The sequence below is a fragment of the Streptomyces exfoliatus genome, assembly GCF_000725545.1.
Classification (GTDB): Bacteria; Actinomycetota; Actinomycetes; order Streptomycetales; family Streptomycetaceae; genus Streptomyces; species Streptomyces exfoliatus.
The window spans coordinates 329,795-354,543 of record NZ_JNZP01000001.1 but is presented as its reverse complement, the minus strand read 5'-3'; the positions used below and the strand labels follow the sequence as shown (position 1 = coordinate 354,543).

Here is a 24,749-nt window from a genome sequence, read left to right as displayed (position 1 = left end):
GCCCACAGGCCCCTACAGCTCCGGGCCGTCTCCCGGTTCCTCCTGGTACGAGTACCGCTGCTCTTTCCAGGGGTCGCCGAGGTTGTGGTAGCCGCGCTCCTCCCAGAAGCCCCTGCGGTCGGCGGCCATGTACTCCACACCCCGGACCCACTTCGGGCCCTTCCAGGCGTACAAGTGGGGGACGACGAGCCTGAGGGGGAAGCCGTGCTCGGCGGTGAGCAGCTCACCGTCCTTGTGGGTGGCGAAGATCGCGCCGTCGGCGGCGAAGTCGGCGAGCCGCATGTTGGCGCTGTAGCCGTACTCGGCCCAGACCATCACGTGCGTGACCTGGGGAGCGGGCGGCGCGAGGTCCAGGACCGTCCGGGCGGCGACACCACCCCATTCGGCCCCGAGCATGCTGAATTTCGTGACGCAGTGCAGATCGGCCACGACCGTGGAGAACGGCAGGGCCGAGAACTCCTCGTGGTTCCAGCACCGCTTGTCACCGTCCGCCGTCGCCCCGAAGACACGGAACTCCCAGCGGTCCGGCTTGAACTTGGGGACGGGCCCGTAATGGGTGACCGGCCAGCCGCGCTGGAGCCGCTGACCCGGCGGAAGGTCCGGTGAACGATCCGGCTGCCCCGCTTCCCGGTGTACCCCGCTCTCCGGCTGACCCATGCCATCCATGGTGACAGACGGCGAGGGGTGGTCATGACCAGGAGACCTTCCCCGCCACGGGATTCGGGCAACTCACACTAAGCCTGCACTTACTGGACGCCCCCCATTCGGGGTGCGAGGATGCGGCCATCCTGCCCAGTGACGGCATAAACACGTAACGTGGAAGGAGCCTCTGCGATGCAGGGCGACCCCGAGGTCCTCGAGTTCCTCAACGAGCAGCTGACCGGCGAGCTGACGGCCATCAACCAGTACTGGCTGCACTACCGCATCCAGGACAACAAGGGGTGGACGAAGCTCGCCAAGTACACCCGCGAAGAGTCCATCGATGAGATGAAGCACGCGGACAAGATCACCGAGCGCATCCTCATGCTCGACGGTCTGCCCAACTACCAGCGGCTCTTCCATGTGCGGGTCGGCCAGACCATCACCGAGATGTTCCAGGCGGACCGGCAGGTCGAGGTGGAGGCGATCGACCGCCTCAAGCGCGGCATCGAGGTCATGCGCGCCAAGGGTGACATCACCTCGGCGAACCTCTTCGAGGAGATCCTCGCCGACGAGGAGCACCACATCGACTACCTGGACACGCAGCTGGAGCTGATCGAGTCCCTGGGCGAGGCGCTCTACATCTCGACGCTGATCGAGCAGCCGAGCTAGGCGGCTTCCCCGAGCCGGGCGACTTCCCCGACGACGGCGGGCTCTGCGGTCAGCGCGGGAACGCCCTGGTCGAGGAGTTCGCGCCGGGGGCAGTTGCCGCGACCGAGAATGGCCTGAATTCGACGGACACAGGAACCGCAGTCCGTTCCGGCCTTGCAGGCGGAGGCGATCTGGCGAGGCGTGCAGGCGCCCGCGCTCGCATGCTCCTTGACCTGCTTCTCCGTCACACCGAAGCATGAGCAGACGTACAACGCGGTTCACCTCCCGCCGTGATCGATAAGGCTAACCTAACCTTACCCGGCGCGGGGGGACCGCAAAAGCCCTGGATACGACGATGGGGCGCGGATCACATGGATCCGCGCCCCGTCGTCGTAGGTACCTACTTACTGATCGCGGTACATCTCCGCCACCAGGAACGCCAGGTCGAGGGACTGGCTGCGGTTGAGGCGCGGGTCGCAGGCCGTCTCGTAGCGCTGGTGCAGGTCGTCGACGAAGATCTCGTCGCCGCCGCCGACGCACTCGGTGACGTCGTCACCGGTGAGCTCGACGTGGATGCCGCCCGGGTGGGTGCCGAGGCCCTTGTGGACCTCGAAGAAGCCCTTGACCTCGTCGAGCACGTCGTCGAAACGGCGCGTCTTGTGGCCGGAGGCGGCCTCGAAGGTGTTGCCGTGCATCGGGTCGGTGACCCAGGCGACGACCGCACCGGAGGCGGTGACCTTCTCGACCAGCTCGGGGAGCTTGTCACGGACCTTGTCGGCGCCCATGCGGACGATGAAGGTCAGCCGGCCGGGCTCGCGGTCGGGGTCGAGACGGTCGATGTACGTCAGCGCCTCGTCCACCGAGGTGGTCGGGCCCAGCTTGATGCCGATCGGGTTCGCGATCCGCGAGGCGAACTCGATGTGGGCGTGGTCCAGCTGGCGGGTGCGCTCGCCGATCCAGACCATGTGGCCGGAGGTGTCGTACAGCTTGCCGGTGCGCGAGTCCGTACGCGTGAGGGCGCCCTCGTAGTCGAGCAGCAGCGCCTCGTGGGAGGCGTAGAACTCGACGGCCTTGAACTCGGCCGGGTCGGTGCCGCAGGCCTTCATGAAGTTCAGCGCGTTGTCGATCTCGCGGGCCAGCTGCTCGTAGCGCTGTCCGGAGGGGGACGCCTTGACGAAGTCCTGGTTCCAGGCGTGCACCTGGCGCAGGTCGGCGTAGCCGCCGGTGGTGAAGGCGCGCACCAGGTTGAGCGTGGAGGCGGAGGCGTTGTACATCCGCTTCAGGCGCTCGGGGTCCGGGATGCGGGACTTCTCGTCGAAGGCGAAGCCGTTGACCGAGTCGCCCCGGTACGTCGGCAGGGTCACGCCGTCACGGGTCTCGGTGCCCTTGGAGCGGGGCTTCGAGTACTGGCCGGCGATGCGGCCGACCTTCACCACGGGCACGGAGGCCGCGTAGGTGAGGACGGCGCTCATCTGGAGCAGCGTCTTGAGCTTGGCCCTGATGTGGTCGGCGGACACGGCGTCGAAGGCCTCGGCGCAGTCGCCGCCCTGGAGCAGGAACGCCTCGCCACGGGCGACGGCTCCCATCCGGGCGCGCAGCTGGTCGCACTCGCCGGCGAAGACGAGCGGAGGATACGACTCGAGGTCCGCGATCACATCGCGCAGAGCCTCGGCATCGGGGTACTCGGGCTGCTGCGCCGCGGGCAGGTCTCGCCAGGTCGCCTTGGCGACGGCGTGGGAATCAGCGTTCACGGTCACACCCACCACATTACGGGGTTCTTCGTCCGGTCCTGTCCCCCTGACCAGTGGCTGAGACGCGCGCCCGATATGTCCAAGGGCGATCTTCACGCCTTCGGGGGGTGTTACCCTCTGGCCCGTTTCAACAAGTTCACAGTCGAACTACAGGGGTGGGCGTGACCCAGAGGCACCGCAGGGACCGCAAGAAGAAACGACTCTTGTACGGAGCGGCGGCCGCCGTCGTCGCCACGGCGACGATCGGCACCCTCGCGGTCGCCTCACCGAGCCTCCTGGGCACGGCGGACGACGGCAAGGCTGCTGGGGACACTTCCCTGCAGTCGCAGTTCGCAAACGCGGCGCGCGAGTTCGATGTGCCGCAGAGCGTGCTGATGGCGGTGTCGTACCAGAAGTCGCTGTGGGAGTCGCACGACGGCGCGCCCAGCACCACCGGCGGGTACAACGTCATGGGCCTGACGAAGGTCGACCCGGGCGATGTCGAGGTCGAGATCACCGACGAGCAGATCCGGCACTCCAACGGCAGCGGCCACGCGGAGTTCGAGAAGAACTTCGACCCGGAGGCCGTCCGCCGCATCCTCGAGAAGTCGGTCGTGGACACCGACGACCCGAAGCTGCACACCCTGGACAAGGCCGCCGAGCTGATCGACAGCTCCACCGAGGCCGTCCAGAACGACACCAACGCCTCCATCCGGGCCGGCGCCGCGCTCCTGGCCGAGTACCAGAAACAGGCCGGTGCCGAGCTGTCCGAGGAACCGGGCGACTGGTACCCGGCCGTGGCCCGGTTCAGCGAGTCCTCGCAGAAGAAGGGCGCCGACGTCTTCGCGAAGCGCGTCTTCGAGTCGATCGAGAACGGCGAGCGAGCGCTCACCCTCGACGGCGAGCAGGTCGCCCTGCCGGCCGACCCCTCGGTCGAGCCGGTGAAACCGGCGAACGTGCCGCTGGCCGCCTCCTTCGCGACCACCACGGCGACGACGGCGACCCTCGAATGCCCGACGACCGTGAACTGCCAGGCCAAGTTCATCGTCCCCACGTCCACGGGGCGGAAGAACTTCACCTTCGCCAACCGTCCCGCCGACGGCATGGACATCCGGCAGATCGTCATCCACGACACCGAGGGCGACTGGACCTCTTCGTACAACACGCTGAGCAGCCCGACGGGTGCGGTCAGCGCCCAGTACCTGGTCAGCGAGAAGGGCGACCTGGTCAACCAGCTGGTCCAGAACAAGGACGTGGCCTGGCACGCGGGCAACTGGAGCCACAACATGCACACCATCGGTGTGGAGCATGTGGGCTGGGCCCTCAAGGAGGGCTTCTGGTTCGACCCGCAGCTCTACCGCACCTCCGCCGAGCTGGTGAAGCACCTGGCCAAGCAGTACAACGTACCGCTCGACCGTGAGCACATCATCGGCCACGACGAGGTGGCGCTCGCGACGGACGGCCGCACCGGCGACCTCCATTGGGACGCGGGCCCGTACTGGGACTGGAACTACTACATGTCCCTGCTCGGCGCCCCCCAGGGCGACAAGGGCGCGGGCGGCCTGCTCCGTGCCGGGCAGACGGTCCGCGCGGTGCCGCCGCTCACCGAGGCCAACCAGCCCAAGCTGACGTACGTCGACGAGGACACCGGGCAGACGCTGACCGCGTCCCCGCGGCCGTCGAACTTCGTCTACCTGCACACGGGGCCCTCGACCAGCGACCCGATCGTCAAGGACCCGTACTTCACCGGCAACGACCCGACCCTGGGCTGGTACTACGGCAGCAAGCTCCGCGCCGGTGGTCTGTACGTCGTCGCCGAGGTCCGGTCCGACTGGACCGCGATCTGGTACGCGGGCGTGAAGGCGTGGTTCCACAACCCCGGCGGCCAGTACACCGCGCCGGTGAGCGCCACCACGGTGAAGGCCAGGTCCGCTGAGACCCCGGCCAAGATCTACGGCCGCTCCTACCCCGAGACCGCCGCCTACACGGCCGCCGGTCTCGAAGCGCCGGGCGACGAGAACGACTCGCTCACGGAGTTCTCCCTCCCGGCCGACCAGGCCTACGTGAAGGCCGGTCCGGCCGTGGCGGGCGACGAGTGGTTCGGCTCCGCGCAGAAGAACGTCATCGGCTCCACGATGTTCGTGCCGATCCGCTACCACCACAAGATCGTCTGGGTGAAGCAGAGCGAGATCACCGAAGCTCCCGCCACCGCCCCCGTCCCCGCGAACAACCGCTACAACCTCCTCGCCCGTGACACCTCCGGTGTCCTCTGGCAGTACCAGGGCACCGGCAGCTCCACCGCGCCGTTCCTGACCCGGTACCGGGTCGGGGGTGGCTGGGGGGTCTACAACGCGGTCACCCCGATGACGGCGCTCCGCGCCGACGGCACCGGCGACGCCGTCGCCCGCGACGCCTCCGGCGTGCTCTGGTACTACCAGGGCAGCGGCAACCCCTCCGCGCCGTTCAAGGCGCGGCTGAGGACCGGTGGCGGCTGGCAGATCTACGACCAGATCATGGGCGTCCGCGACCTGACCGGTGACGGCAAGGCCGACCTGATCGCCCGTGAGAAGTCGGGTGTCATCTGGCTGTACAAGGGCACGGGCACCCCGGCCGTGCCGTTCGCGCCCCGCGTGAAGGTCGGCACCGGCTGGCAGATCTACAACAACATCGTCAGCACCGGCGACCTGACCTCCGACGGCAAGCCGGACCTGATCGGCCGCGACGCCAACGGGATCATCTGGCTGTACAAGGGAACCGGCAGCGCCACCGCCCCGTACGCCCCGCGCGTCCAGGTCGGCACCGGCTGGAAGATCTACAACAGCATCGTGGGACCGAGCGACCTCACCGGCGACGGCAAGGTGGACTTCGTGGCCCGCGACGGTTCCGGCACCCTGTGGCTGTACAAGGGCACCGGCAGCGCGACCTCCCCGTACGCCCCGCGCGTGCAGGTCGGTCCCGGCTGGCAGAGCTACAATCTGATCTTCTGATCGGGTAGTCCGACGGGCCTCGGGGTCCGGCTCGCACCGTCCACGGTGCGGACCGGGCCCCGTTTCCGTGTCCCGTCGGGTTACAGTGCTCGCATGTTCGCGCCTCAGATCCAGAACTGGTGGTGGACCGCTCATCCGGCGGCCCACTGATCGCGCGTACACCGACTGACACGCGAAGGCCGCCCGAGGGGCGGCCTTTTCTCGTACCCGGGCCGTCTCCTCCTCTCCGTAGTCCTCCCGGAAGGAACAGACCCGCCCCATGGACCTCTCCCGTCTCCTCGACGATTCCTGCCCGCCCTTCGCCCTGCTCCGCAGGCGCACCCCCGGCCGTGACCACGACACCGTCGAGGTGCTGATCGGCCGGGTCCACGAGGCCGAGCGCCTCGCCGAGCTGCCCGTCGGCCCGCTGCCGACGCTCGCGCTCGTGCCCTTCCGGCAGATCCGGGAGCGGGGCTTCGACGTGCGGGACGACGGCACCCCGCTCTCCGTGCTCGTCGCCGACGAGACGTACGAGCTGCCGCTCGCGGAGGCGCTCGCCCAGCTTCCCGCGCACGACGTGACCGTCGAGGGCGGCGGGTTCGACGTCTCCGACGAGGAGTACGCCGGGACCGTGCGGCGGGTCATCGACGAGGAGATCGGCTCCGGCGAGGGCGCGAACTTCGTCATCCGGCGGACGTACACCGGTGAGATCCCGGGCTTCGGCCGGGCCGACGCCCTCGCGCTCTTCCGGCGGCTGCTCGCCGGCGAGCGCGGCGCGTACTGGACGTTCGTGGTGCACACCGGCGACCGGACGCTCGTCGGGGCGAGCCCCGAGGTGCACGTCCGGATGTCGGGAGGCACGGTCGTGATGAACCCGATCAGCGGCACCTACCGCTACCCGGCCGGGACCGCCCCCACCGCCGAGGGCCTCCTCGGCTTCCTCGCCGACCGGAAGGAGACGGAGGAACTCTCCATGGTGGTCGACGAGGAGCTCAAGATGATGTGCACGGTCGGCGACATGGGCGGGGTGGTGATCGGCCCGCGCCTGAAGGAGATGGCCCATCTCGCGCACACCGAGTACGAGTTGCGCGGCCGGTCCTCGCTCGACGTGCGGGAGGTGCTGCGGGAGACGATGTTCGCGGCGACGGTGACCGGCTCGCCCGTGCAGAACGCCTGCCGGGTGATCGAGCGTCACGAGGAGGGCGGGCGCGGCTACTACGCGGGGGCGCTCGCCCTGCTCGGCACGGACGAGGGCGGCGCCCAGACGCTCGACTCGCCCATCCTGATCCGGACGGCCGACATCGACGCCGACGGACGGCTGCGGGTGCCGGTCGGCGCGACCCTCGTCCGGCACTCGGACCCGGCGGGCGAGGTCGCGGAGACCCACGCGAAGGCGGCCGGCGTGCTCACCGCCCTGGGGGTACGGGAGGGGCGGCCGTCCGGCGGACCGGCACCGGCCCCCGTACTCCTCGCCGACGATCCGCGGGTGCGGGCCGCCCTGGACGCGCGGCGGGCCGATCTGGCGCCGTTCTGGCTGAAGATGCAGGTCCGGTCGGCGGAGCTGTCGGGCCACGCCCTCGTGATCGACGCCGAGGACACCTTCACGGCGATGCTGGCGCACGTCCTGCGCTCCTCCGGCCTCGACGTGTCGGTGCTCCGCTACGACGAGCCGGGGCTGCGCGAGCTGGCACTGACCCACGAGGGGCCGGTGGTCCTCGGCCCCGGCCCCGGGAACCCCTCGGACACCGCCGACCCGAAGATGCGCTTCCTGCGCGGTCTGACGGCCGACCTCGTACGGGACCACCGGCACGGTCTCCTCGGCGTCTGCCTCGGGCACGAGCTGATCGCCGCCGAACTGGGCCTGGAGATCGTCCGCAAGCGGACCCCGTTCCAGGGGGCCCAGATGCGGATCGACCTGTTCGGGCAGGAGCGGACGGTCGGCTTCTACAACAGCTTCACCGCCCGCTGCGACGATCGGACGGCGACGGAGCTGGCACTGCACCGGATCGAGGTGAGCCGGGACGCGGAGACCGGCGAGGTGCACGCGCTGCGCGGGCCGGGCTTCGCGGGCGTGCAGTTCCACCCCGAGTCCGTCCTGACGCTCGAAGGGGCCGCGCTGACCGCCTCGCTCCTCGCGGGGGTGCTCGTCTGACTAGGGCCTGTCTTTTGGATCGGGCCGGAACAGGGAGCGGCGTCTGGTGCCGTGCATCGCAAGGCGGAGGAGGGAGCCAACGCGGAGCGGTGGGGGTACCGCCCTCCTCGAGCGAAGCCGAGAGCTTGGGGGGAGACCGACGACAACGCGGCGAGGCGCGGCACCGGACGCCGCGAGCCCGGCATGATCCGAAAGACAGGCCCTAGCCTCGCGGGACCAGGACGTTCTCGCTGCGCCGCCCCGCGGTGTAGTCGAGGACGTTCCGGACCGTGGTGTCGATGATCTGGCCGACCGCGTCCACGGTGTAGTACGCCTGGTGGGAGGTGACCACCACGTTCGGGAAGGTGACCAGGCGGGCCAGGGTGTCGTCCTCGACGACCTCCAGGGACCTGTCGAGGAAGAAGAGCCCCGCCTCCGCCTCGTACACGTCGAGGCCGACGCCGGCGAAGCGTCCGCCCCGGAGTTCGACGACCAGCGCCTCGGTGTCGATGAGACCGCCGCGGCTGGAGTTCACCAGGATGGCGTCGTCCTTCATGATCTTGAGGGCGGCGGCGTCGAGGAGGTGCTGGGTGGAGGGGAGCAGCGGCACGTGGAGGCTGATGAGGTCGGCCTCGGCGAGGAGCCGTTCCTTCTCGACGTACGTCATGCCGAGTGCGACGCAGGTGGGGTTCTCGGCGACGTCCCAGCCGAGGAGCTTCATGCCGAAGCCGTGGGCGATCCGGGTGAAGGCCTCGCCGATCTTGCCGGTGCCGAGGACGCCGACGGTACGGCCCCGCAGGTCACGGCCCATCAGTCCGTCGAGCCGGAAGTCGAAGTCGCGGGTGCGGTTGGAGGCGCGGACGATCCGACGGTTGACGGCCATGGCGAGGGTCCACGCGAACTCCGCGACGGAGTACGGCGAGTAGTACGAGACACGGGCGACGGTGAGGCCCAGGCGCTCGGCGACCTCCAGGTCGATGTTGTTGAAGCCCGTCGAGCGCTGGGCGATCATCTGCGTCCCGCCGGCGGCGAGGGTCTGCAGGACCCGGTTGTTCAGGTTGGCGTTGACGCTGGTGGAGACGATCTCGTAGCCGGCCGCGATGGGGGCGGTGTCCTCGCTGAGGAAGACGCTCAGACAGCGGACGTCGTGGTGCCCCGCGAACGCCTTCTCGATCAGGGGCTTCTCGTCCGCCTGCACGCCGAATGCCAGGATTTCCACGAGATTCCCCTCAGGACGGTGATGGGCCGTATGTCCGCACTCCTCGCGAATATACGACCCCTTCCGTCGGCCCGCCCGGCCCCGGGACTCAGGCGTCGTCGAGGCCCCGCTCGATGGCGTACCGGACGAGTTCCACCCGGTTGTGCAGCTGGAGCTTGCCCAGGGTGTTCTGGACGTGGTTCTGCACCGTGCGGTGCGAGATGACAAGCCGCTCGGCGATCTGCTTGTAGCTGAGCCCCTTGGCGACGAGCCGCAGGACCTCCGTCTCGCGCTCGGTCAGCTGCGGGGCCTTCGGCTCGTCGCCGCCCGTCGCCGGGACCGGCTCGGACGCGAGCCTGCGGTACTCGCCGAGGACGAGACCGGCGAGACCGGGGGTGAAGACGGGGTCGCCGACCGCGGTCCGCCGCACGGCGTCGATCAGCTCCGCCGTACTGGCCGACTTGAGGAGGTAGCCGGTGGCGCCGGACTTGACCGCCTCCAGGACGTCGGCGTGCTCACCGCTCGCCGAGAGGACGAGGACCCGCAGTTCGGGCCGGCCGCCGACCAGCTCCTTGCACACCTGGACGCCCGGCTTCACGGGCAGGTTCAGGTCCAGGACCAGGACGTCCGGGGTCACCGTCCGGGCACGGCGCACCGCCTGCTCGCCGTCGCCCGCGGTGGCCACCACGTCGAGGCCCGCCTCGGCCAGATCGCGGGCGACCGCGTCCCGCCACATCGGATGGTCGTCGACGACCATCACCCTGATCGGCCGCTCGGCCTGCTGCTCGTTCATCTTCCTCGTCCTGCCTTCCCCCGTGGAACCTTCAACTCGACTTCCGTGCCCTGGCCGGGTACCGAGACCAGCTCGGCCGTGCCGCCCAGCTCCCGCAGTCTCCCCCGGATGGAGAGTGCGACGCCCATCCGACCCTCGCCCTCCGCCTGCGCGAGGCGGCCCTCCGGGATGCCGGGGCCGTCGTCCCTGACGGTGACGATCACCTCGTCCGGCCAGTCCTCGACGAGGATCCAGGCCTGGGCGTCCTCCCCCGCGTGCACCCGCACATTGTCCAGGGCGGCGCCGACGGCGGCGGCCAGCTCACGGGCGGCGGGCGGCGGCAGGAGGACCGGGGCGCCCGGCTCGGAGAGGGTGACCCGGGCCCCGGCGCGCGGCGCGAGGAGGACTCGCAGGTCGACGGGCGTGTCGTCGTCCGGGTCGTCGACCTCGACCACGCGGACGACGGCCCCCTCGGACTCGTCCTCGGACACCAGGCTCGGGCGGGTCAGTCCGCCCGCGACGAGGGTACGGAGGGCCACCTCCTGCTCCCCCGCCATCCGTCCCAGTTCGGCGGCCTCGCCGCCGAGCGCCGTGCCGCGCCGCTGCACCATCGCGAGGACCTGGAGGACGCTGTCGTGGATGTCCCTGGCGAGCCGCTCCCGCTCCCGGGTCGCGGCCTCGATCTCCAGGGCGCGGGCGAGGGTGCGCTCGGAGGCGCGGGCGACCTCGACCACGTATCCGATGGCGATGGAGGCCACCCAGACGAGCAGGACGTTGTGGAAGGTGTCCCGACTGGGGTGGCCGCGCTCGACGATGTTGGCGACGGCGACGAGGGAGGAGGCGACTCCGGCCCAGCGCCAGCCGCCCTTGATGGCGAAGGCGAGGACGGATCCCGCGGTCCATATCGACGGCAGGGTGGGGCCGTCGATCGTCTGGGCGTGGGCGTCGGCGAGGGGGGTGAGGAGGATGCCGACGAGGGCGACGGTGAGGTCGACGCCGAGGAAGCGCTTGGTGCAGCTGGCCGCGTTCGCCACCTTGGGGAGGGTGGCGAGGGTCCAGACGCACATCACCGCCAGATAGGCGACGGCGACCCAGGGCCGCTCGTACCGCTCCCGCCCGAAGGCGAACAGCAGGACGGCGTACACCATCGTCAGGACGCGGTAGCCGGTGAGCGCCCGCCACAACGGCTGCTCGACCGACATGCGCACGACACGCTCGCGCTTGGCCATCTCCCCCACCCCCGGACGTCCGCGAAGGACGCCTACCCGCCGGACCGTCACGTGTCCGGGCCTACCCGCCGGACTGTCACGCCCGGAACGACCCGCCGGACCGTTCTGCCCGCCGGGCTCCTACGCGCTCGTGGTCACCCGCCGAGCTCTTGCGCCCCCGTGCCTACGCGCCGGACTCTTCCCGGGCCGCGATCTCGGCCTTGACGGCCTCCTTGGCCGCCTTCTCCGCGTCCGCGATCTGCCGCTTGGCGGCGGTCGCGTAGATGTCGACGTACTCCTGGCCGGACAGCTTCATGATCTCGTACATGACCTCGTCGGTGACCGAGCGGAGGATGAAGCGGTCACCCTCCATGCCCTGGTACCGGGTGAAGTCCAGCGGCTTGCCGATCCGGATCCCCGGCCGCATCAGCTTGGGGACGACCTTGCCGGGAGGCTGGATCTTCTCGGTGTCGATCATGGCGACCGGGATCACCGGCGCGCCGGTGGCCAGGGCCACCCGCGCCAGACCGCCGGGCTTGCCCCGGTAGAGCCGCCCGTCGGGCGAGCGGGTGCCCTCGGGGTAGATCCCGAAGAGCCCGCCCTTCTCGATGACCTCGATGCCGGCCTTGATGGCCGCCTCGCCCGCGCCCCGCGCACCCGAACGGTCCACCGGGAGCTGGCCGACACCCTTGAAGAAGGCGGCCGTCAGCTTGCCCTTCACGCCCGGCGAGGTGAAGTACTCCGCCTTGGCGATGAAGGTGACCTTGCGGTCGAGGACGGCGGGCAGGAAGAAGGAGTCGGAGAACGACAGGTGGTTGCTCGCCAGGATCGCGGGACCCTCGGCGGGAACGTTCTCCAGACCCTCCACCCAGGGTCGGAAGGCAAGCTTCAGGGACCCTCCGAGGGAGAACTTCATTGCGCCGTAGATCAACTCGCCATGCCTTCCGTGTGCCGTGGCGACGACTTTATCCCGTACCGGCGCACGGCCCCCGCTACGGCCCTGGTCGGTGTCGGTCCGGTCGCGTACCGTGAAGGTCCTTCCCCATTTTCCGTCGCTCCGGCGCACCTGAAGACGCCGAAGTCGCAACCGAACAGGAGACCCCGGTGCCGGTCCTTCCCGGAGCCGAGCCGTACCGCCACGAGGGCGGAGAGGTCGGCGTTCTTCTCTGTCACGGATTCACCGGCTCCCCGCAGTCACTGCGCCCGTGGGCGGAGTACCTCGCCGAACGCGGTCTGACGGTGTCCCTGCCCCTGCTGCCCGGCCACGGCACCCGCTGGCAGGACATGCAGCTCACCACCTGGCACGACTGGTACGCGGAGGTGGACCGGGCGCTGCGCGAGCTCCTGGAGCGGTGCGAGACCGTCTTCGTGTTCGGCCTCTCCATGGGCGGGGCGCTGACCCTGCGGCTCGCCGCCCAGCACGGGGACGCCGTGAAGGGCATCGTCCTGGTGAATCCGGCCAACAAGGTGCACGGTCTGGCCGCTCACGCGCTGCCGGTCGTCCGCCATCTGATCCCGTCGAACCCGGGCATCGCCAGCGACATCGCCAAGGAGGGCGTGACCGAGGTCGGCTACGACCGGGTGCCGCTGCACGCCGCGTACTCCCTGCGCCGGTTCTTCCGGACCGTGGACGCGGAGCTCCCCCAGGTGACCCAGCCGGTGGTGCTGCTGCACAGCCCGCAGGACCACGTCGTGCCGCCGGCCGACTCGGCCCGGATCCTCTCCCGGATCTCCTCGACGGACGTCCGGGAGATCCTGCTGGAACAGAGCTACCACGTGGCGACGTTGGACCATGACGCGGAGCGGATCTTCGACGAGAGCCTGGCCTTCGTCGAGCGTCTCGCTCCGGGTCTGGTCGACGGAAAGGGGAGCAGGAGCGGTGGCTGAACAGCAGGACGGCGGCGAACGGGAGCCGCAGCCCATCGACGAGGAGGCGGCCTGGGCCGCGATCGTCGCCGGGTACGGCGACGAGCCCGTGGATCCGCCGGAGGCGAAGCCGTTCCGGACCATCGAGAACCTGTCGCTGCCGGAGCCCGAAAGCACAGATGACGCGGACGCGGAAGGGAGCGACGGGGGCGGTGGGACCCGGCCCGTGAAGCCGCGGCCGACCCTCGGTGAGGGCACGCCCTGGAAGCCGAAGCCCAGGCCCGACACCGCCGAGACCACCCCGGAGGCCTCCGGGGGACCCGAGGCGGAGGGGGACGAGGGTCCGGAGGACGACGGTCCCGCGCGCCCCGCGCTCGGCAGCTCCGTCGTCTTCGCGCCCGGGGTGCGGCCCGCCGGCCCCCGGGACTACTCGCCCGCCGAACCGGAGGACGCCCCCGGTGGCTCGGAGGAGGGCCACTTCGTCCCGCCGGAGCCCCCGCCGCTGCCGGACGCGGACACGACGACCAAGTTCGCCTGGCTCGCCGTGGTCGGCGGGCCGGTACTGATGCTGCTCGCGGTCCTGCTCCGGTGGGACATGACGTGGTGGCTGACCACGCTGTGCGTCGGCGGCTTCCTGGGCGGCTTCGCCACCCTGGTGGGGCGCATGAAGCACGACGACGATGACGACGGCTTCGACGACCCGGGCCGCGGCGCGGTGGTCTGAGCCGTCCGGCCGTCGCACGGCCGTTTCCTACGACGCGGGGACGCGGACCGCCGCGAGCACCGGAAGGTGGTCGGTGGCGGCCCGCAGATCCGCCGGATCGAGGTCGGTGGGCACTCCGCAGCCGAGGAACTCGACGCCCGGGGTGGCCAGGACCGCGTCGATCCGCTGGTGCGGGTCGGCGGGTGTCGAGGTGTTCGCGCCGCCCCAGGGGCTGACCTCCCAGCCGTCCTGGAGTTCCTTCGTCAGCCGGCGGAAGGCGGGGCCGTCGGGCCTTTCGTTGAGGTCTCCCGCGACGAGGGCGTACGGGGTCCCCAGGGCGGCGACCTGTTCGAGGACCATCCCGGCCTGGGCGTACCGCTCCTCCTTCCGCAGGCTCAGATGGCAGCTGACGAGTCCGACCCGGGCCCCGGCGAAGCGGACGACGGCCGTCGCGAGACCCCGCCGGTGGAGGCCGGGGGTGAGCGGCAGCAGCACGTCCTCGGTGCGTTCCACGGTGGCCCGCAGGGAGCAGAGCAGCATCGGTCCGGCCGCGGTGGCGCCGCCGCTGAGCATGACGAGCTCGCTCTTGGCCGCGAGCCGGGCGGCGTGCTTGCGCCAGCGGAAGAAGCGCGGGGCCTCCTGGACGAAGACGAGGTCGGGCGCGCAGGCCCGGATCACCCGGGCGAGGGCGTCCTCGTCGTCGCGCATCGATCGCACGTTGTAGCTGAGGACCCTGAGGACGGCCGAACCGTCCGCCTCGGTCCGGGAGTTGGGCAGCTCACTGATCGCCATGCCACGTAACGTACGACAACCGCCCGCCGCGTCCGGGAGGACGCGACGGGCGGATGGCGTGAAGGGGTGTACTCAGCCCTGGCGGGCCAGGTCAGCGGCGCCGACCAGGCCGGCCTTGTTGCCCAGCTGGGCGGCGAGGACCTGGGCGTGCGGACGCCACTGTCCGCCGATCAGCCAGCGCCGGAAGGACTTGCGGATCGGGTCGAGGACGAGGTCGCCCTCGTCCGAGACGCCGCCGCCGACGATGAACGCCGAGGGGTCGAAGAGCGAGGCCAGGTCGGCGAGACCGGCGCCCGCCCAGCGGGCCAGCTCCCGGAAGGAGTCGATGGCCACCGGGTCGCCCGCGCGGGCGGCCTGGCTGACGTGCTTGCCCTCGATGCCCTCGGGGGTGCCGTCGCCGAGGGCCAGCAGGACCTCCGCGCGCTCCGGGGTGGCATTGGCGCGCTGCCTGGCGTACCGGACGAGGGCACGCCCGGAGGCGTACTGCTCCCAGCAGCCCTGGCTGCCGCAGCCGCACAGGAGTCCGTCGGGGACGACCCGGATGTGGCCGAACTCGGCGGCCACGCCGAAGCGACCGCGGCGCAGCTTGTTGCCGATGATGATGCCGCCGCCGAGACCGGTGCCGAGGGTGATGCAGATGACGTCCTCGTGGCCCTGGCCGGCGCCGAACCTGTACTCGCCCCAGGCGGCCGCGTTGGCGTCGTTCTCGACGACGACGGGCAGGCCGACGCGCTGCTCGACCTTGTCCTTGAGCGGCTCGTGCCGCCAGTCGATGTTCGGCGCGAAGAGGACGGTGGCACGCTTGTCGTCGACGTAGCCGGCGGCGCCGATGCCGACGGCCTCGATCGAGTGGCCCTTGCCGGCTTCGGACACGGCGGCGCTGATCGCGTCGACGATGCCTTCGGGGGTCGGCGGGGTGGGCACCTTGTGCGTGTCGAGGATGTTGCCCTCCTCGTCGACCACGCCGGCCGCGATCTTCGTGCCGCCGATGTCGACGCCGATGGTGAGTCCCATGTGTCCCTCAGTTTTCGGTCGAGCCCCGCTAGGGCCCACCGTACCCGAGGGGGACGGGCGTCCCGGTCAGTCGAGGTCGATGTGCTGCCCGGTTCCCGGCCCTTCGTCGTCCTTGCGGTCGCCCTCGCCCGGCCCGTCCGCTTCGCGGCGGGGGTCGCGCGGGTCGTCCGCCGGCACCGTGCCTTCGCGGGTCCAGCGGCGCTCGTGGCCCTCGACGGCAGAGCGGTAGGCGGCGAGGAGTTCGCTGCCGGCGGCGGCGAGGTGGTCGAAGACCTGCGGGTTGCGCTCGATGACGGGCTCGACGGCGGCCTTGGCCTGGCTGACGAGCTGCTGCACGGTCTGCGCGGCCTGGCCGGCGAGCAGCGGGTTCCCGAGGCCGCCGGCGACCTTGTCGGCGACGGCGTCGAAGAGCTTGCGGAACTCCTCCGCGGGCGAGCCGGGTCCTTCTCCGCGCTCTGCCCTGCGGCGGGCCTTCTCCGCCTCCAGGTCCTCGGCGCACGCCTTGGCCCAGGCGTCCGAATCGCTCATGGCGTACTCCTCACTGGCTGGTACTTCGACGGTACACGCCCCCTCAGGGGGTACGGGGCCAGAGGCCGGGGTCCGGGGTGAAGCGCACCCGGAGGTCTCCTTCGACGAGTCCCGCGCCGGTGACGGCGCAGCGCCGCAGGGCGCCCGGCAGGGGCACGTTGCGGCGGAAGGCGCCGACGGTGAGGAGCAGTTCGTCACCCCGACGGACGAGGGACAGCTCCTCCTTGACGGCCCCGGGCAGCGGGATGTGCCAGACGAGGACGCCGTCCTCCTCGCGCCGGTCCTCGACGGGCCACTCCGGGGCGGGGGCGGGGTCCTGGGCGGATGCGGGGCGTGCGGGCGCGAGGAGCGTGAGGTCCTCGGGCCCGCGCGGATCCCGGCCGAGGTGGGGCAGCTCGTCGAGGACACAGCCGGTGACGGCGCCGGTGACGGTACGGAGCTCCGCCAGGTGCCGGTGCTGCTGGGCGGTGAGCCCGGCGAGCCAGGGGTCCTCGGAGTCGGAAGGCAGCAGCCGGTTGGCGACGACGGCGTCGAGGGCCAGGCCCTGGAGGGCGAGGCCGAGCCGGGCGGTGCGCAGGGCGCGGCCGGCGGCGGGGCCCGGTTCGAGGACGAGGCGGACGCTGGTGGCGGGGGCGTCGACGACGGCCTGCACGGCGGCGAGCTCGGCCTCCCAGCGGGCGGTGGTCTCGTACAGCCACTGCGCGGGCATGGGGACGCCGGCGAGCTGGGCGAGCATGGGGCGCAGGGCGCGGGCGGCCTGCCGCTCGGGGGGCAGGAGGCGGCGCAGGTAGCGGCGGAGCTGCTCGGGCAGGGCGAGGACGGCGAGGGCCTCGGGGAGCGGCGGCAGGTCGACGACGGCGAGCTCGTGGTCGCCGTCGGCGGCGTCGCGCAGGGCGCGCAGCAGGGCGAACTGGCGGCTGCCGGGGAGTTCGGTGAGCTCGGCGTCCTCGAAGGGCGCGGTGCCGAGCAGGTCGAGGGCCGTGCCGGAGCGGGCCTGGAGGGCGAGGAACTCGCGGCGGAAGTCGGCGGCCGGCGCGGGGCGCAGCACGCGGAGGCCTTCACCGCCCAGGAGCGGGTCGGCGTCCTCGGAGACGAGCAGGACCCGGCGACCGGCCCGCGCCTCGGCGAGGGCGGTGGCGGCGGCGACGGTGGTGCGTCCGGCGCCGCCGAGGCCGGTGACAAGGATGATCCGCATGCCGCGGAACGTTACCGGCCCCTGGCCGCCCACCGGCCCGGAGGGGCTACCGGTCCGACTCGACGCGCTTCTTCAGGCCGGCGAGGGCGCGGTCGATGATGACCTTCTCCGCCTTGCGCTTGATCATGCCGAGCATGGGGATCTTGACGTCGACGGTGAGCTGGTAGGTGACCTCGGTGCGGTCGCCGCCGCCGAGCGGGGCGAGCCGGTAGGAGCCGTCGAGCGAGCGGAGCATCTGGGACTTGACCAGGGTCCAGCTGACCTCGTCGGCGCCGGTCCAGGTGTAGGCGAGGGTGTGGTCGTCCTTGATCGCACCGGCGTCGAGGAGCAGCCGGACCTTCTCCGCGCGGCCTGAGGCGTCCGTCTCCAGGACCTCGGCCTCCTTCACCTCGCCCGTCCACTCGGGGTAGCGGGCGAAGTCGGCGATCACGCCCATGACGTCGGCCGGCGCCGCCTCGATGGTGATGCTCGAGCTGGTGTGTTCGGCCATCGTGCTGGCTCCTCCACTGTGCGGTCCGGCGGAAATCGAGGGAAGTCGCGGGGCACGGGCGTGCCGACGGAAGGCTATCGCGCCCCGGCGCCGGGCCCGTCACCACGGGCCCGGGCGGCCGGCGCGCCACTCCGGTGGCGCCGGCTCACCACTCCAGGGCGTAGGGGGTGCCCGTCGAGGCGAAGTGGCCGACGTTGACGCACTCGGTCGCGCCGATCCGCATCCGCCGGGCGAGCGGCTGGTGGACGTGGCCGAAGAGGGCGTAGCGGGGCCGGGTGCGGCGGACGGCGTCGAGCAGGGCCCGGCTGCCGCGCTCGAAGCGGCGGGCGACGGTGTCGTACGTGAGCTCCGGCACGTCCGGCGGGATGTGGGAGCACAGGACGTCGACGTCGCCGAGGGCCTCGACCTTCGCCGCGTACTCCTCGTCGGAGATCTCGTACGGGGTGCGCATCGGGGTGCGCAGGCCGCCGCCGACGAAGCCGAAGACGAGGCCGCCGAGCTCGATCCGCTCGCCGTCGAGGACGGTCGTCCCCGGCCCGGCGAAGTCAGGCCAGAAGCGGGGGATGTCGACGTTGCCGTAGGTGGCGTACGTGGGGGTGGGGAAGGCGGCGAAGAGTTCGGCGTACTGGCGGCGGACCGCGGCCTCGATCGCGGTCTCGCGGTCGACGTCGAGCTCGGCCCAGAGGCGGCGGCCCAGCTCACGGGCCTCGTCGAAGCGGCGGGCGGTGCGCAGTTCCACGAGCCGGTCGGCGTTCTCGACGCCGAAGAGGTCGGGGAAGATCCCGCGGCTGTGGTCGGCGTAGTCGAGGAAGAGGACCAGGTCACCCAGGCATATGAGGGCGTCGGCGCCGTTCCCCGCCTTGGCGAGGTCGTCGGCGTTCCCGTGCACGTCACTGACCACATGGACTCGCATGGGCCTACTTTAGGGGGTGCGACCTGCGGTTACTTCCGAGTCGGGAAACCTGTGGATTACTCTGCGCAGAGCACCGCCATACATGTGTGACGCACCGAACATCTGACCGGGACCCCCTATCGGGAACCACGTACTGATGGGTAACGTCCGGGCAGTCCAGTCGTGCTCACCCCCACTGAGCGCCCGCCAGTTCTTGGACTTCACCGGTGCATCACACAGAGCCGTGGCGCCGGCGCCCGATGAGGAGCAGCAGTCTTGCGCGAGTTCAGCCTTCCGGCCCTGTACGAGGTCCCCGCGGACGGCAATCTGACGGATCTCATCCGCCGCAACGCCTCCCAGCACCCAGATGTCGCCGTGATGGGCCGCAAGGTCGACGGCGCCTGGACCGACGTGACGGCCACGGAGTTCCTCGCGGAGGTCCGTGGGGCCGCCAAGGGCCTGATCGCCGCCGGTGTCGAGCCGGGCGACCGCGTCGCGCTGCTGTCGCGCACGCGGTACGAGTGGGTGCTCCTGGACTTCGCGATCTGGAGCGCGGGCGGCGTGACCGTACCGGTGTACGAGACGAGCTCGCCGGAGCAGATCCAGTGGATCCTCGGCGACTCGGGCGCCACCCTCGTGCTGGTCGAGAGCGCGGCCCACCAGGAGTCGGTGGAGTCCGTCAGGGCGAACCTGCCGCAGCTCAAGGGCGTGTGGCAGATCGAGGACGACGCGGTCGCGCGGCTGACCGCCTCCGGCGCGGACGTCTCCGACGAGCTGCTGGACGAGCGCATGTCGGCGGCGAACGCGGACGACCCGGCGACGATCGTCTACACCTCGGGCACGACGGGCCGCCCCAAGGGCTGTGTCCTGACCCACCGGGCCTTCTTCGCCGAGTGCGGCAACGTGGTGGAGCGGCTGAAGCCCCTCTTCCGCACCGGCGAGTGCTCGGTGCTGCTGTTCCTGCCCGCCGCGCACGTCTTCGGGCGGCTCGTCGAGGTCGCGTCCGTGATGGCGCCGATCCGTCTCGGCTGCGTCCCGGACATCAAGAACCTGACGGACGAGCTGGCCTCGTTCCGGCCGACGCTGATCCTCGGCGTGCCGCGGGTCTTCGAGAAGGTCTACAACTCGGCCCGGGCGAAGGCGCAGGCCGACGGCAAGGGCAAGATCTTCGACAAGGCCGCGCACACGGCCATCGCGTACAGCCGCGCGCTGAGCACCCCGAGCGGCCCGTCCTTCGGTCTGAAGCTGAAGCACAAGGTCTTCGACAAGCTGGTCTTCAGCAAGCTGCGGGCGGTGCTCGGCGGGCGCGGCGAGTACGCGATCTCGGGCGGCGCGCCGCTCGGCGAGCGGCTCGGCCACTTCTTCCGCGGCATCGGCTTCACGGTCCTGGAGGGCTACGGCCTGACGGAGTCGTGCGCGGCGACGGCGTTCAACCCCTGGGACCGGCAGAAGATCGGCACGGTCGGTCAGCCGCTGCCGGGCTCGGTGGTGCGGATCGCCGACGACGGCGAGGTGCTGCTGCACGGCGAGCACATCTTCTCGCGGTACTGGAACAACGAGACGGCGACGGCCGAGGCGCTCGCGGACGGCTGGTTCCACACGGGCGACATCGGCACCCTCGACGAGGACGGCTACCTGGCGATCACCGGCCGGAAGAAGGAGATCCTGGTGACGGCGGGCGGCAAGAACGTCGCCCCGGCCGTCATCGAGGACAGGATCCGGGCGCACGCGCTCGTCGCGGAGTGCATGGTGGTCGGCGACGGGCGCCCGTTCGTGGGCGCGCTGGTCACGATCGACGAGGAGTTCCTCGGCCGCTGGGCCGCCGAGCACGGCAAGCCGACGGGTTCGACGGCGGCCTCGCTGCGCGACGACGTGGAGCTCGTCGCGGAGGTCCAGCGGGCGATCGACGACGGCAACGCGGCCGTCTCCAAGGCGGAGTCGGTCCGCAAGTTCCGTATCCTTCCGGCCCAGTTCACCGAGGAGGCGGGCCACATCACCCCGTCCCTGAAGCTGAAGCGGAACGTGGTGGCGAAGGACTTCGCGGACGAGATCGAGGCGATCTACAGCGCCTGATCCGAAAGCACGTACGGCCGGAGGCCCGGAGCGATGTCGCTCCGGGCCTCCGGCCGTCCTGTCCGTACAACGGCCCCGCGCGGGCCTAGAGCAGCTGCTTGAGCCGCTCCGCGAGGAGGTCCCAGCGCCACTTCTCCTCCACCCAGGCACGGCCCCGCTCGCCCATGCGGGCGCGCAGCTCGGGGTCGAGGAGGAGGGTGGCGACGCGGTCCGCGGTGTCCTCGGAGGACTCGCCGCGGACGACCCAGCCGGTCTCGCCGTCGAGGACGGCGTCGGGGGCGCCCCCGGAGTCGCCCGCGACGACCGGGAGGCCGGTGGCGGAGGCCTCCAGGTAGACGATGCCGAGGCCCTCGACGTCGAGGCCGCCGCGCCGGGTGCGGCAGGGCATGGCGAAGACGTCTCCGGCGCCGTAGTGGGCGGGCAGCTCGGACCAGGGGACGGCGCCGGTGAAGCGTACGGATCCGGCCACTCCGGTCTCGGCGGCGAGGCGGCGCAGATCCTTCTCGTACGGGCCGCCGCCGACGATCAGGAGGACCGCGTCCGGGACCCGGCGCAGGATCCGCGGCATCGCCCGGATCAGGGTGTCCTGGCCCTTGCGCGGGACCAGCCGGGAGACGCAGACGACGACGGGGCGGTCGCTGAGCCCGAGGCGGGCGCGGACCTCCGCGCCGCCCGAGTCGGGGTGGAAGGTCTTCTCGTCGACGCCGGGCGGGAGCTGCGTCATCCGGCCCGCGGCGGCCGGTGTGAGGGCCGCGGCGATCCGGGAACGGGTGTACTCACCGAGGTAGGTGATGGTGTCCGTACCCTCGCCGATCCGCCTCAACAGCTGGCGAGAGGCGGGGAGTTGGGCCCAGCCCGCCTCGTGGCCGTGAGTGGTGGCGACGAGTCGCCGGGCGCCCGCGCGGCGCAGCGCGGGGGCCATCAGGCCGAGGGGTGCGGCGGCGCCGAACCACACGGACTCGCAGCCGTGCTCACGGAGGAGCGCGGTGGCCCGTGAGGTGACCCGAGGAGTCGGCAGCAGCATGGTGGTGCGATCCCGCACGACCGTGAAAGGCTGTTCGGCGTCGAACGCGGCCGTCGCCTCGATCCCCTCGCGGCTGCGCTTCCAGGTGGAGGCGTAGACCACGATCCGTTCGGGATCCAGGCGGAGTGCCATGTTGTGCAGGAAGGCCTGGATTCCGCCGGGACGCGGCGGGAAGTCGTTGGTTACGATCAGGGTCTTGTGCATCGTGGCCGACAGTACCGCGCGCGCATCCACCGCCCAGCACCACCACTCCCCCGCATCAGCGGGCCGACAGGACAAGGACGAGCCAGTGATGACGGGCGCAGTGGGAAAGTGGTCACGGTCACTCGCGGAACTGCGGCTGCCGCTCGGACTCTGGGCACTGACCCGGATCATCCTGCTGCTGCTCGTCTTCAAGGTCGTGGTGATCCCGGGTCCGGACATCACGTTCGACATCGAGGACATCTACCAGGGCTGGTACGAGGTCCTGCGGACCGGCACGTATCCGCTGGACGACGTGACCTGGCAGTACCCGCCGGCCGCCGCGTTCGCGGTCCTCGCCCCCGGGCTGCTGCCCTTCCTCGGCTACTCGGCCGCCTTCTTCGTCCTCGCCTTCCTCTGTGACGCGCTCGTCCTGGGGCTGCTGCTCCACACGGGCCGCCGGGCCGGCCGCTCGTCGCGCGGCGCCTGGATGTGGATCGCGGGCATCGCCCTGCTCGGCCCGACCGCCTACGCCCGGTACGACGTGATGGTGACCGCCGTCGCGGTGGCCGCGCTGCTCGCGGCGGGCCGCAGCCCCCGCGTCCTCGGCGCCCTCGCCGGGTTCGGCGCGGTCCTGAAGGTGTGGCCGGTGCTGCTGCTCGCGGGCACTCCGAAGGGGCGGGCGACCCTCCGCTCCTGGCCGGCGGCGGTGGGCGCGGCCGCGGCCGTGCTGCTGTTCTGCGTGCTGTGGATGCCGGGGGCGCTGGCCTTCCTCTCCTTCCAGCGCGACCGGGGCACGGAGGTCGAGTCGCTGGGCTCGATGGTCTTCCACGTGGCCCGGCACTTCGGCTGGGACGGCGAGGCGCGGATGAACTACGGCTCGATCGAGTTCCTCGGCCCGTACGTGTCCACGGTGTCGACGGCCGCCATGGGGCTCACCTTCGCCGCCTTCGCCTGGCTGCTGCTCTGGCGGTTCCGGGCACGCCGCTTCACCTCGTCGACGGTGGCGGACGCGGCCTTCGTGGCGGTGCTGCTGTTCACGACGACGAGCCGGGTGCTCTCCCCGCAGTACATGCTGTGGCTGGTCGGTCTCGCCGCGGTGTGCCTGGCGTACCGGTCGAGCCGGATGGAACGGCCGGCGCATCTGGTCCTGTGGGCGACGGCGATCACGCAGTTCGAGTTCCCCGTGTGGTTCTCGCACGTCACGCGGAGCGATCCGCTGGGCATGGCGGTGCTGTTCAGCCGGAACGGCCTCCTCGTCGCCGCCACGCTCATCGCCTGCCGGATCCTGTGGCGCCACACGGTGACGGAGCCACGCCTCGCGGCGGTCGCGCTGGTGCCCGCGCAGGCGACCGGCCCGGAGCGCGAGAAGGTCCTGTCCGGCACGCGCTGAGGTCCCGGCGGTACGCGCCGGAGCCCGGGCGCAGGAGAGCGGCGTCTACCCGAGCCGCTCCCCCAGATAGGCCCGCCAGTCGGCGGTGAAGTCCTCCGGCGTGGTGTCCAGCACGTCCTGGAGCGCCTTCTCCACCGCGCCCTCACGGCCCGGGTGCGCGCCCACGGCCTTGTAGAACTCCGTCAGCTTCGCCTCGCCCCAGCGCTCCGCGATCAGCTCGCAGGCCAGCCAGCCGCCCTCGTACGCCCGTCCCAGGGCCTCCGCGTCCCCGCCGAAGGCGAAGTCGGGATCCTCGGGGAGCCGGGCGGGCAGCTCGCCCGCGCGGACCGCGCGGCGCAGCTCGGGCGCGGCCTGGGCGGCGGTGCGGCCGGTGCCCCGGTAGGCGACCCAGTCGGCGAAGCCCTCGGAGAGCCAGACCGGGGTGGCCTTCGTGGTCCCGGCCCGGGTCGCGACATGGGTGGTCTCGTGGGTGAGGACCAGCTGCCGGCCGAAGGAGCCGAGGAGGGCGTACGCGTCCGGGTTCACGATCACCCGGTCCGCGGGCGCCGACGGGCCACCGCCCACCTCGCCGGTCGTGACGGCCGCGATGCCCCGGTAGGAGGCGGCGGGTCCGCCGAGGAGCCGCCCCATCGCCTCGACCGACGCGGGCACGAGGACCACGACCCGGCCCGCCCACGCGCTGCGCCAGGCGTCCCCCACGGCGGGCACCGCCCGGTCGACCGCCGCCGCGATCTCCCGCAGCCGCTCCGTGCTCTGGCCCACGCCGAGGACGAGGCCGCGCCGTCCGGTCACCACCTGGACGTCGCCCTGCTGCCACAGCTGCTGCGGGGCGCCGTCGGCGGCACGGTCGCCGGTGACGTACCAGCGCCCGTCCCGCTCGGCGAGGTCCAGGACCCGCTCCGTGGTGGCGGGCCCGGAGTCGTAGCCCTTGATCCGGTACCCCAGCTCGGCCTCGGCGGTGGCCCTGCCCTCACCGGTCGTGTCGACATCGGTGACCCGGTAGCTCAGGCCGCCGAGCGGGATCTTCGAGAGCCGGCCGAACTCGGTGCGCGCGGCCGGCACGAGCGCGGGGTCCAGGGCCGCGAGATAGCCGGCCTCGTCCCGGTCGAGCAGCGCCCGCGCGTGCCGGTCGAGCAGGCCCTGGATCACCCCGGGCGCCGGGCCGGCAGGCTCGGGAGCACCGCATCCGGCGAGGGCGAGCAGGGCGGCGAGGAGACACGCGGCGGCGCCGCGCGCCGCTCCACTCCCCTGACCTGCCACGCCCCCGATCGTACGGGGCGCCGAGGGCCCGCGGCCCGGGGAAC

Annotated in this window: 23 protein-coding genes; 8 read left to right on the top strand and 15 right to left on the bottom strand. The window is 71.6% G+C overall.

Translation table 11 applies throughout. The features are described from left to right. Positions 1–12 precede the first annotated feature (12 nt). Entirely contained in the window at positions 13–657 is a 645-nt protein-coding gene (locus IO20_RS0101640; protein ID WP_030547397.1) for a sulfite oxidase-like oxidoreductase, read from the bottom strand. Between the two features lie 177 nt (positions 658–834). On the opposite strand from IO20_RS0101640, the gene bfr reads away from it, so the two are divergent. Beyond that, complete coding sequence (gene bfr, locus IO20_RS0101635; RefSeq protein ID WP_024755581.1) at positions 835–1,311, top strand: bacterioferritin; 477 nt, start codon at positions 835–837, stop codon at positions 1,309–1,311. Here the strand turns inward: bfr and IO20_RS38190 are convergent. Beyond that, a complete protein-coding gene (locus tag IO20_RS38190) occupies positions 1,308–1,562 on the bottom strand; it encodes a (2Fe-2S)-binding protein (protein WP_030547401.1) in 255 nt (84 codons plus the stop codon). The genes bfr and IO20_RS38190 overlap by 4 nt on opposite strands. Before the next feature lie 132 nt (positions 1,563–1,694). Beyond that, positions 1,695–3,047, bottom strand: a complete 1,353-nt coding sequence (locus tag IO20_RS0101630) for a class II 3-deoxy-7-phosphoheptulonate synthase (RefSeq protein WP_031126651.1) — start codon at positions 3,045–3,047, stop codon at positions 1,695–1,697. A 155-nt stretch (positions 3,048–3,202) separates the two neighbouring features. On the opposite strand from IO20_RS0101630, the gene IO20_RS0101625 reads away from it, so the two are divergent. From IO20_RS0101625 to IO20_RS0101620, 3 genes are all read left to right on the top strand, one after another. Then, on the top strand, positions 3,203–6,007 hold the full coding sequence (locus IO20_RS0101625) for an N-acetylmuramoyl-L-alanine amidase (protein ID WP_030547404.1): 2,805 nt from the start codon (positions 3,203–3,205) through the stop codon (positions 6,005–6,007). Positions 6,008–6,100: 93 nt separating this feature from the next. Continuing rightward, positions 6,101–6,157 carry a trp operon leader peptide gene (locus IO20_RS42260; protein WP_071892416.1) on the top strand — a complete coding sequence of 19 codons (57 nt, stop codon included), beginning with the start codon at positions 6,101–6,103 and terminating at the stop codon, positions 6,155–6,157. A gap of 109 nt (positions 6,158–6,266) precedes the next feature. Then, the gene (locus tag IO20_RS0101620; RefSeq protein WP_030547407.1) at positions 6,267–8,138 is read left to right on the top strand and encodes an anthranilate synthase family protein; all 1,872 of its coding nucleotides are present in this window, start codon (positions 6,267–6,269) and stop codon (positions 8,136–8,138) included. Between the two features lie 202 nt (positions 8,139–8,340). Here IO20_RS0101620 and IO20_RS0101615 read toward each other — a convergent pair whose 3' ends face one another. The 4 genes from IO20_RS0101615 to IO20_RS0101600 form a co-directional block, all read right to left on the bottom strand. Continuing rightward, entirely contained in the window at positions 8,341–9,336 is a 996-nt protein-coding gene (locus IO20_RS0101615) for a 2-hydroxyacid dehydrogenase (RefSeq protein WP_030547409.1), read from the bottom strand. Positions 9,337–9,424: 88 nt separating this feature from the next. Beyond that, complete coding sequence (locus IO20_RS0101610; RefSeq protein WP_030547412.1) at positions 9,425–10,108, bottom strand: response regulator; 684 nt, start codon at positions 10,106–10,108, stop codon at positions 9,425–9,427. Further along, entirely contained in the window at positions 10,105–11,316 is a 1,212-nt protein-coding gene (macS, locus tag IO20_RS0101605; RefSeq protein WP_030547414.1) for a MacS family sensor histidine kinase, read from the bottom strand. Before macS ends, IO20_RS0101610 begins: the two co-directional genes overlap by 4 nt. Positions 11,317–11,479: 163 nt before the next feature. Then, positions 11,480–12,211 (bottom strand): lysophospholipid acyltransferase family protein, encoded by a 732-nt coding sequence (locus IO20_RS0101600; RefSeq protein ID WP_030547417.1) that lies wholly within the window; start codon positions 12,209–12,211, stop codon positions 11,480–11,482. A gap of 188 nt (positions 12,212–12,399) precedes the next feature. On the opposite strand from IO20_RS0101600, the gene IO20_RS0101595 reads away from it, so the two are divergent. Both IO20_RS0101595 and IO20_RS0101590 read left to right on the top strand, forming a co-directional pair. Next, positions 12,400–13,182 carry an alpha/beta hydrolase gene (locus IO20_RS0101595; protein ID WP_030547419.1) on the top strand — a complete coding sequence of 261 codons (783 nt, stop codon included), beginning with the start codon at positions 12,400–12,402 and terminating at the stop codon, positions 13,180–13,182. Continuing rightward, the gene (locus IO20_RS0101590) at positions 13,175–13,885 is read left to right on the top strand and encodes a hypothetical protein (protein ID WP_030547421.1); all 711 of its coding nucleotides are present in this window, start codon (positions 13,175–13,177) and stop codon (positions 13,883–13,885) included. Before IO20_RS0101595 ends, IO20_RS0101590 begins: the two co-directional genes overlap by 8 nt. 27 nt (positions 13,886–13,912) lie before the next feature. Here the strand turns inward: IO20_RS0101590 and IO20_RS0101585 are convergent, their stop codons facing one another. The 6 genes from IO20_RS0101585 to IO20_RS0101560 form a co-directional block, all read right to left on the bottom strand. Then, entirely contained in the window at positions 13,913–14,656 is a 744-nt protein-coding gene (locus IO20_RS0101585) for an endonuclease/exonuclease/phosphatase family protein (RefSeq protein WP_030547423.1), read from the bottom strand. Between the two features lie 72 nt (positions 14,657–14,728). Continuing rightward, the gene (locus IO20_RS0101580; RefSeq protein ID WP_030219647.1) at positions 14,729–15,670 is read right to left on the bottom strand and encodes an ROK family glucokinase; all 942 of its coding nucleotides are present in this window, start codon (positions 15,668–15,670) and stop codon (positions 14,729–14,731) included. A 66-nt stretch (positions 15,671–15,736) separates the two neighbouring features. Further along, positions 15,737–16,198: a DUF5304 domain-containing protein gene (locus tag IO20_RS0101575; RefSeq protein ID WP_030547425.1), complete on the bottom strand. Its 462-nt coding sequence runs from the start codon at positions 16,196–16,198 to the stop codon at positions 15,737–15,739. A 43-nt stretch (positions 16,199–16,241) separates the two neighbouring features. Next, positions 16,242–17,393 carry an ArsA family ATPase gene (locus tag IO20_RS0101570; RefSeq protein WP_030547428.1) on the bottom strand — a complete coding sequence of 384 codons (1,152 nt, stop codon included), beginning with the start codon at positions 17,391–17,393 and terminating at the stop codon, positions 16,242–16,244. Between the two features lie 46 nt (positions 17,394–17,439). Then, a complete protein-coding gene (locus IO20_RS0101565; protein ID WP_030547430.1) occupies positions 17,440–17,883 on the bottom strand; it encodes an SRPBCC family protein in 444 nt (147 codons plus the stop codon). Positions 17,884–18,028: 145 nt separating this feature from the next. Then, positions 18,029–18,796, bottom strand: coding sequence for a metallophosphoesterase family protein (locus IO20_RS0101560; protein ID WP_078945872.1), 768 nt, complete (start codon positions 18,794–18,796; stop codon positions 18,029–18,031). Between the two features lie 255 nt (positions 18,797–19,051). Between IO20_RS0101560 and IO20_RS0101555 the strand changes: the two genes are divergently transcribed. Continuing rightward, the gene (locus IO20_RS0101555; protein WP_030547433.1) at positions 19,052–20,848 is read left to right on the top strand and encodes an AMP-dependent synthetase/ligase; all 1,797 of its coding nucleotides are present in this window, start codon (positions 19,052–19,054) and stop codon (positions 20,846–20,848) included. 85 nt (positions 20,849–20,933) lie between these two features. Here IO20_RS0101555 and IO20_RS0101550 read toward each other — a convergent pair whose 3' ends face one another. Next, positions 20,934–22,076, bottom strand: a complete 1,143-nt coding sequence (locus IO20_RS0101550) for a glycosyltransferase family 4 protein (protein ID WP_030547435.1) — start codon at positions 22,074–22,076, stop codon at positions 20,934–20,936. Positions 22,077–22,164: 88 nt separating this feature from the next. Between IO20_RS0101550 and IO20_RS0101545 the strand changes: the two genes are divergently transcribed. After that, complete coding sequence (locus IO20_RS0101545) at positions 22,165–23,445, top strand: glycosyltransferase family 87 protein (protein ID WP_030547437.1); 1,281 nt, start codon at positions 22,165–22,167, stop codon at positions 23,443–23,445. 45 nt (positions 23,446–23,490) lie between these two features. Here the strand turns inward: IO20_RS0101545 and IO20_RS0101540 are convergent, their stop codons facing one another. Then, entirely contained in the window at positions 23,491–24,705 is a 1,215-nt protein-coding gene (locus IO20_RS0101540) for a hypothetical protein (protein ID WP_030547439.1), read from the bottom strand. Between the last annotated feature and the right edge of the window lie 44 nt (positions 24,706–24,749).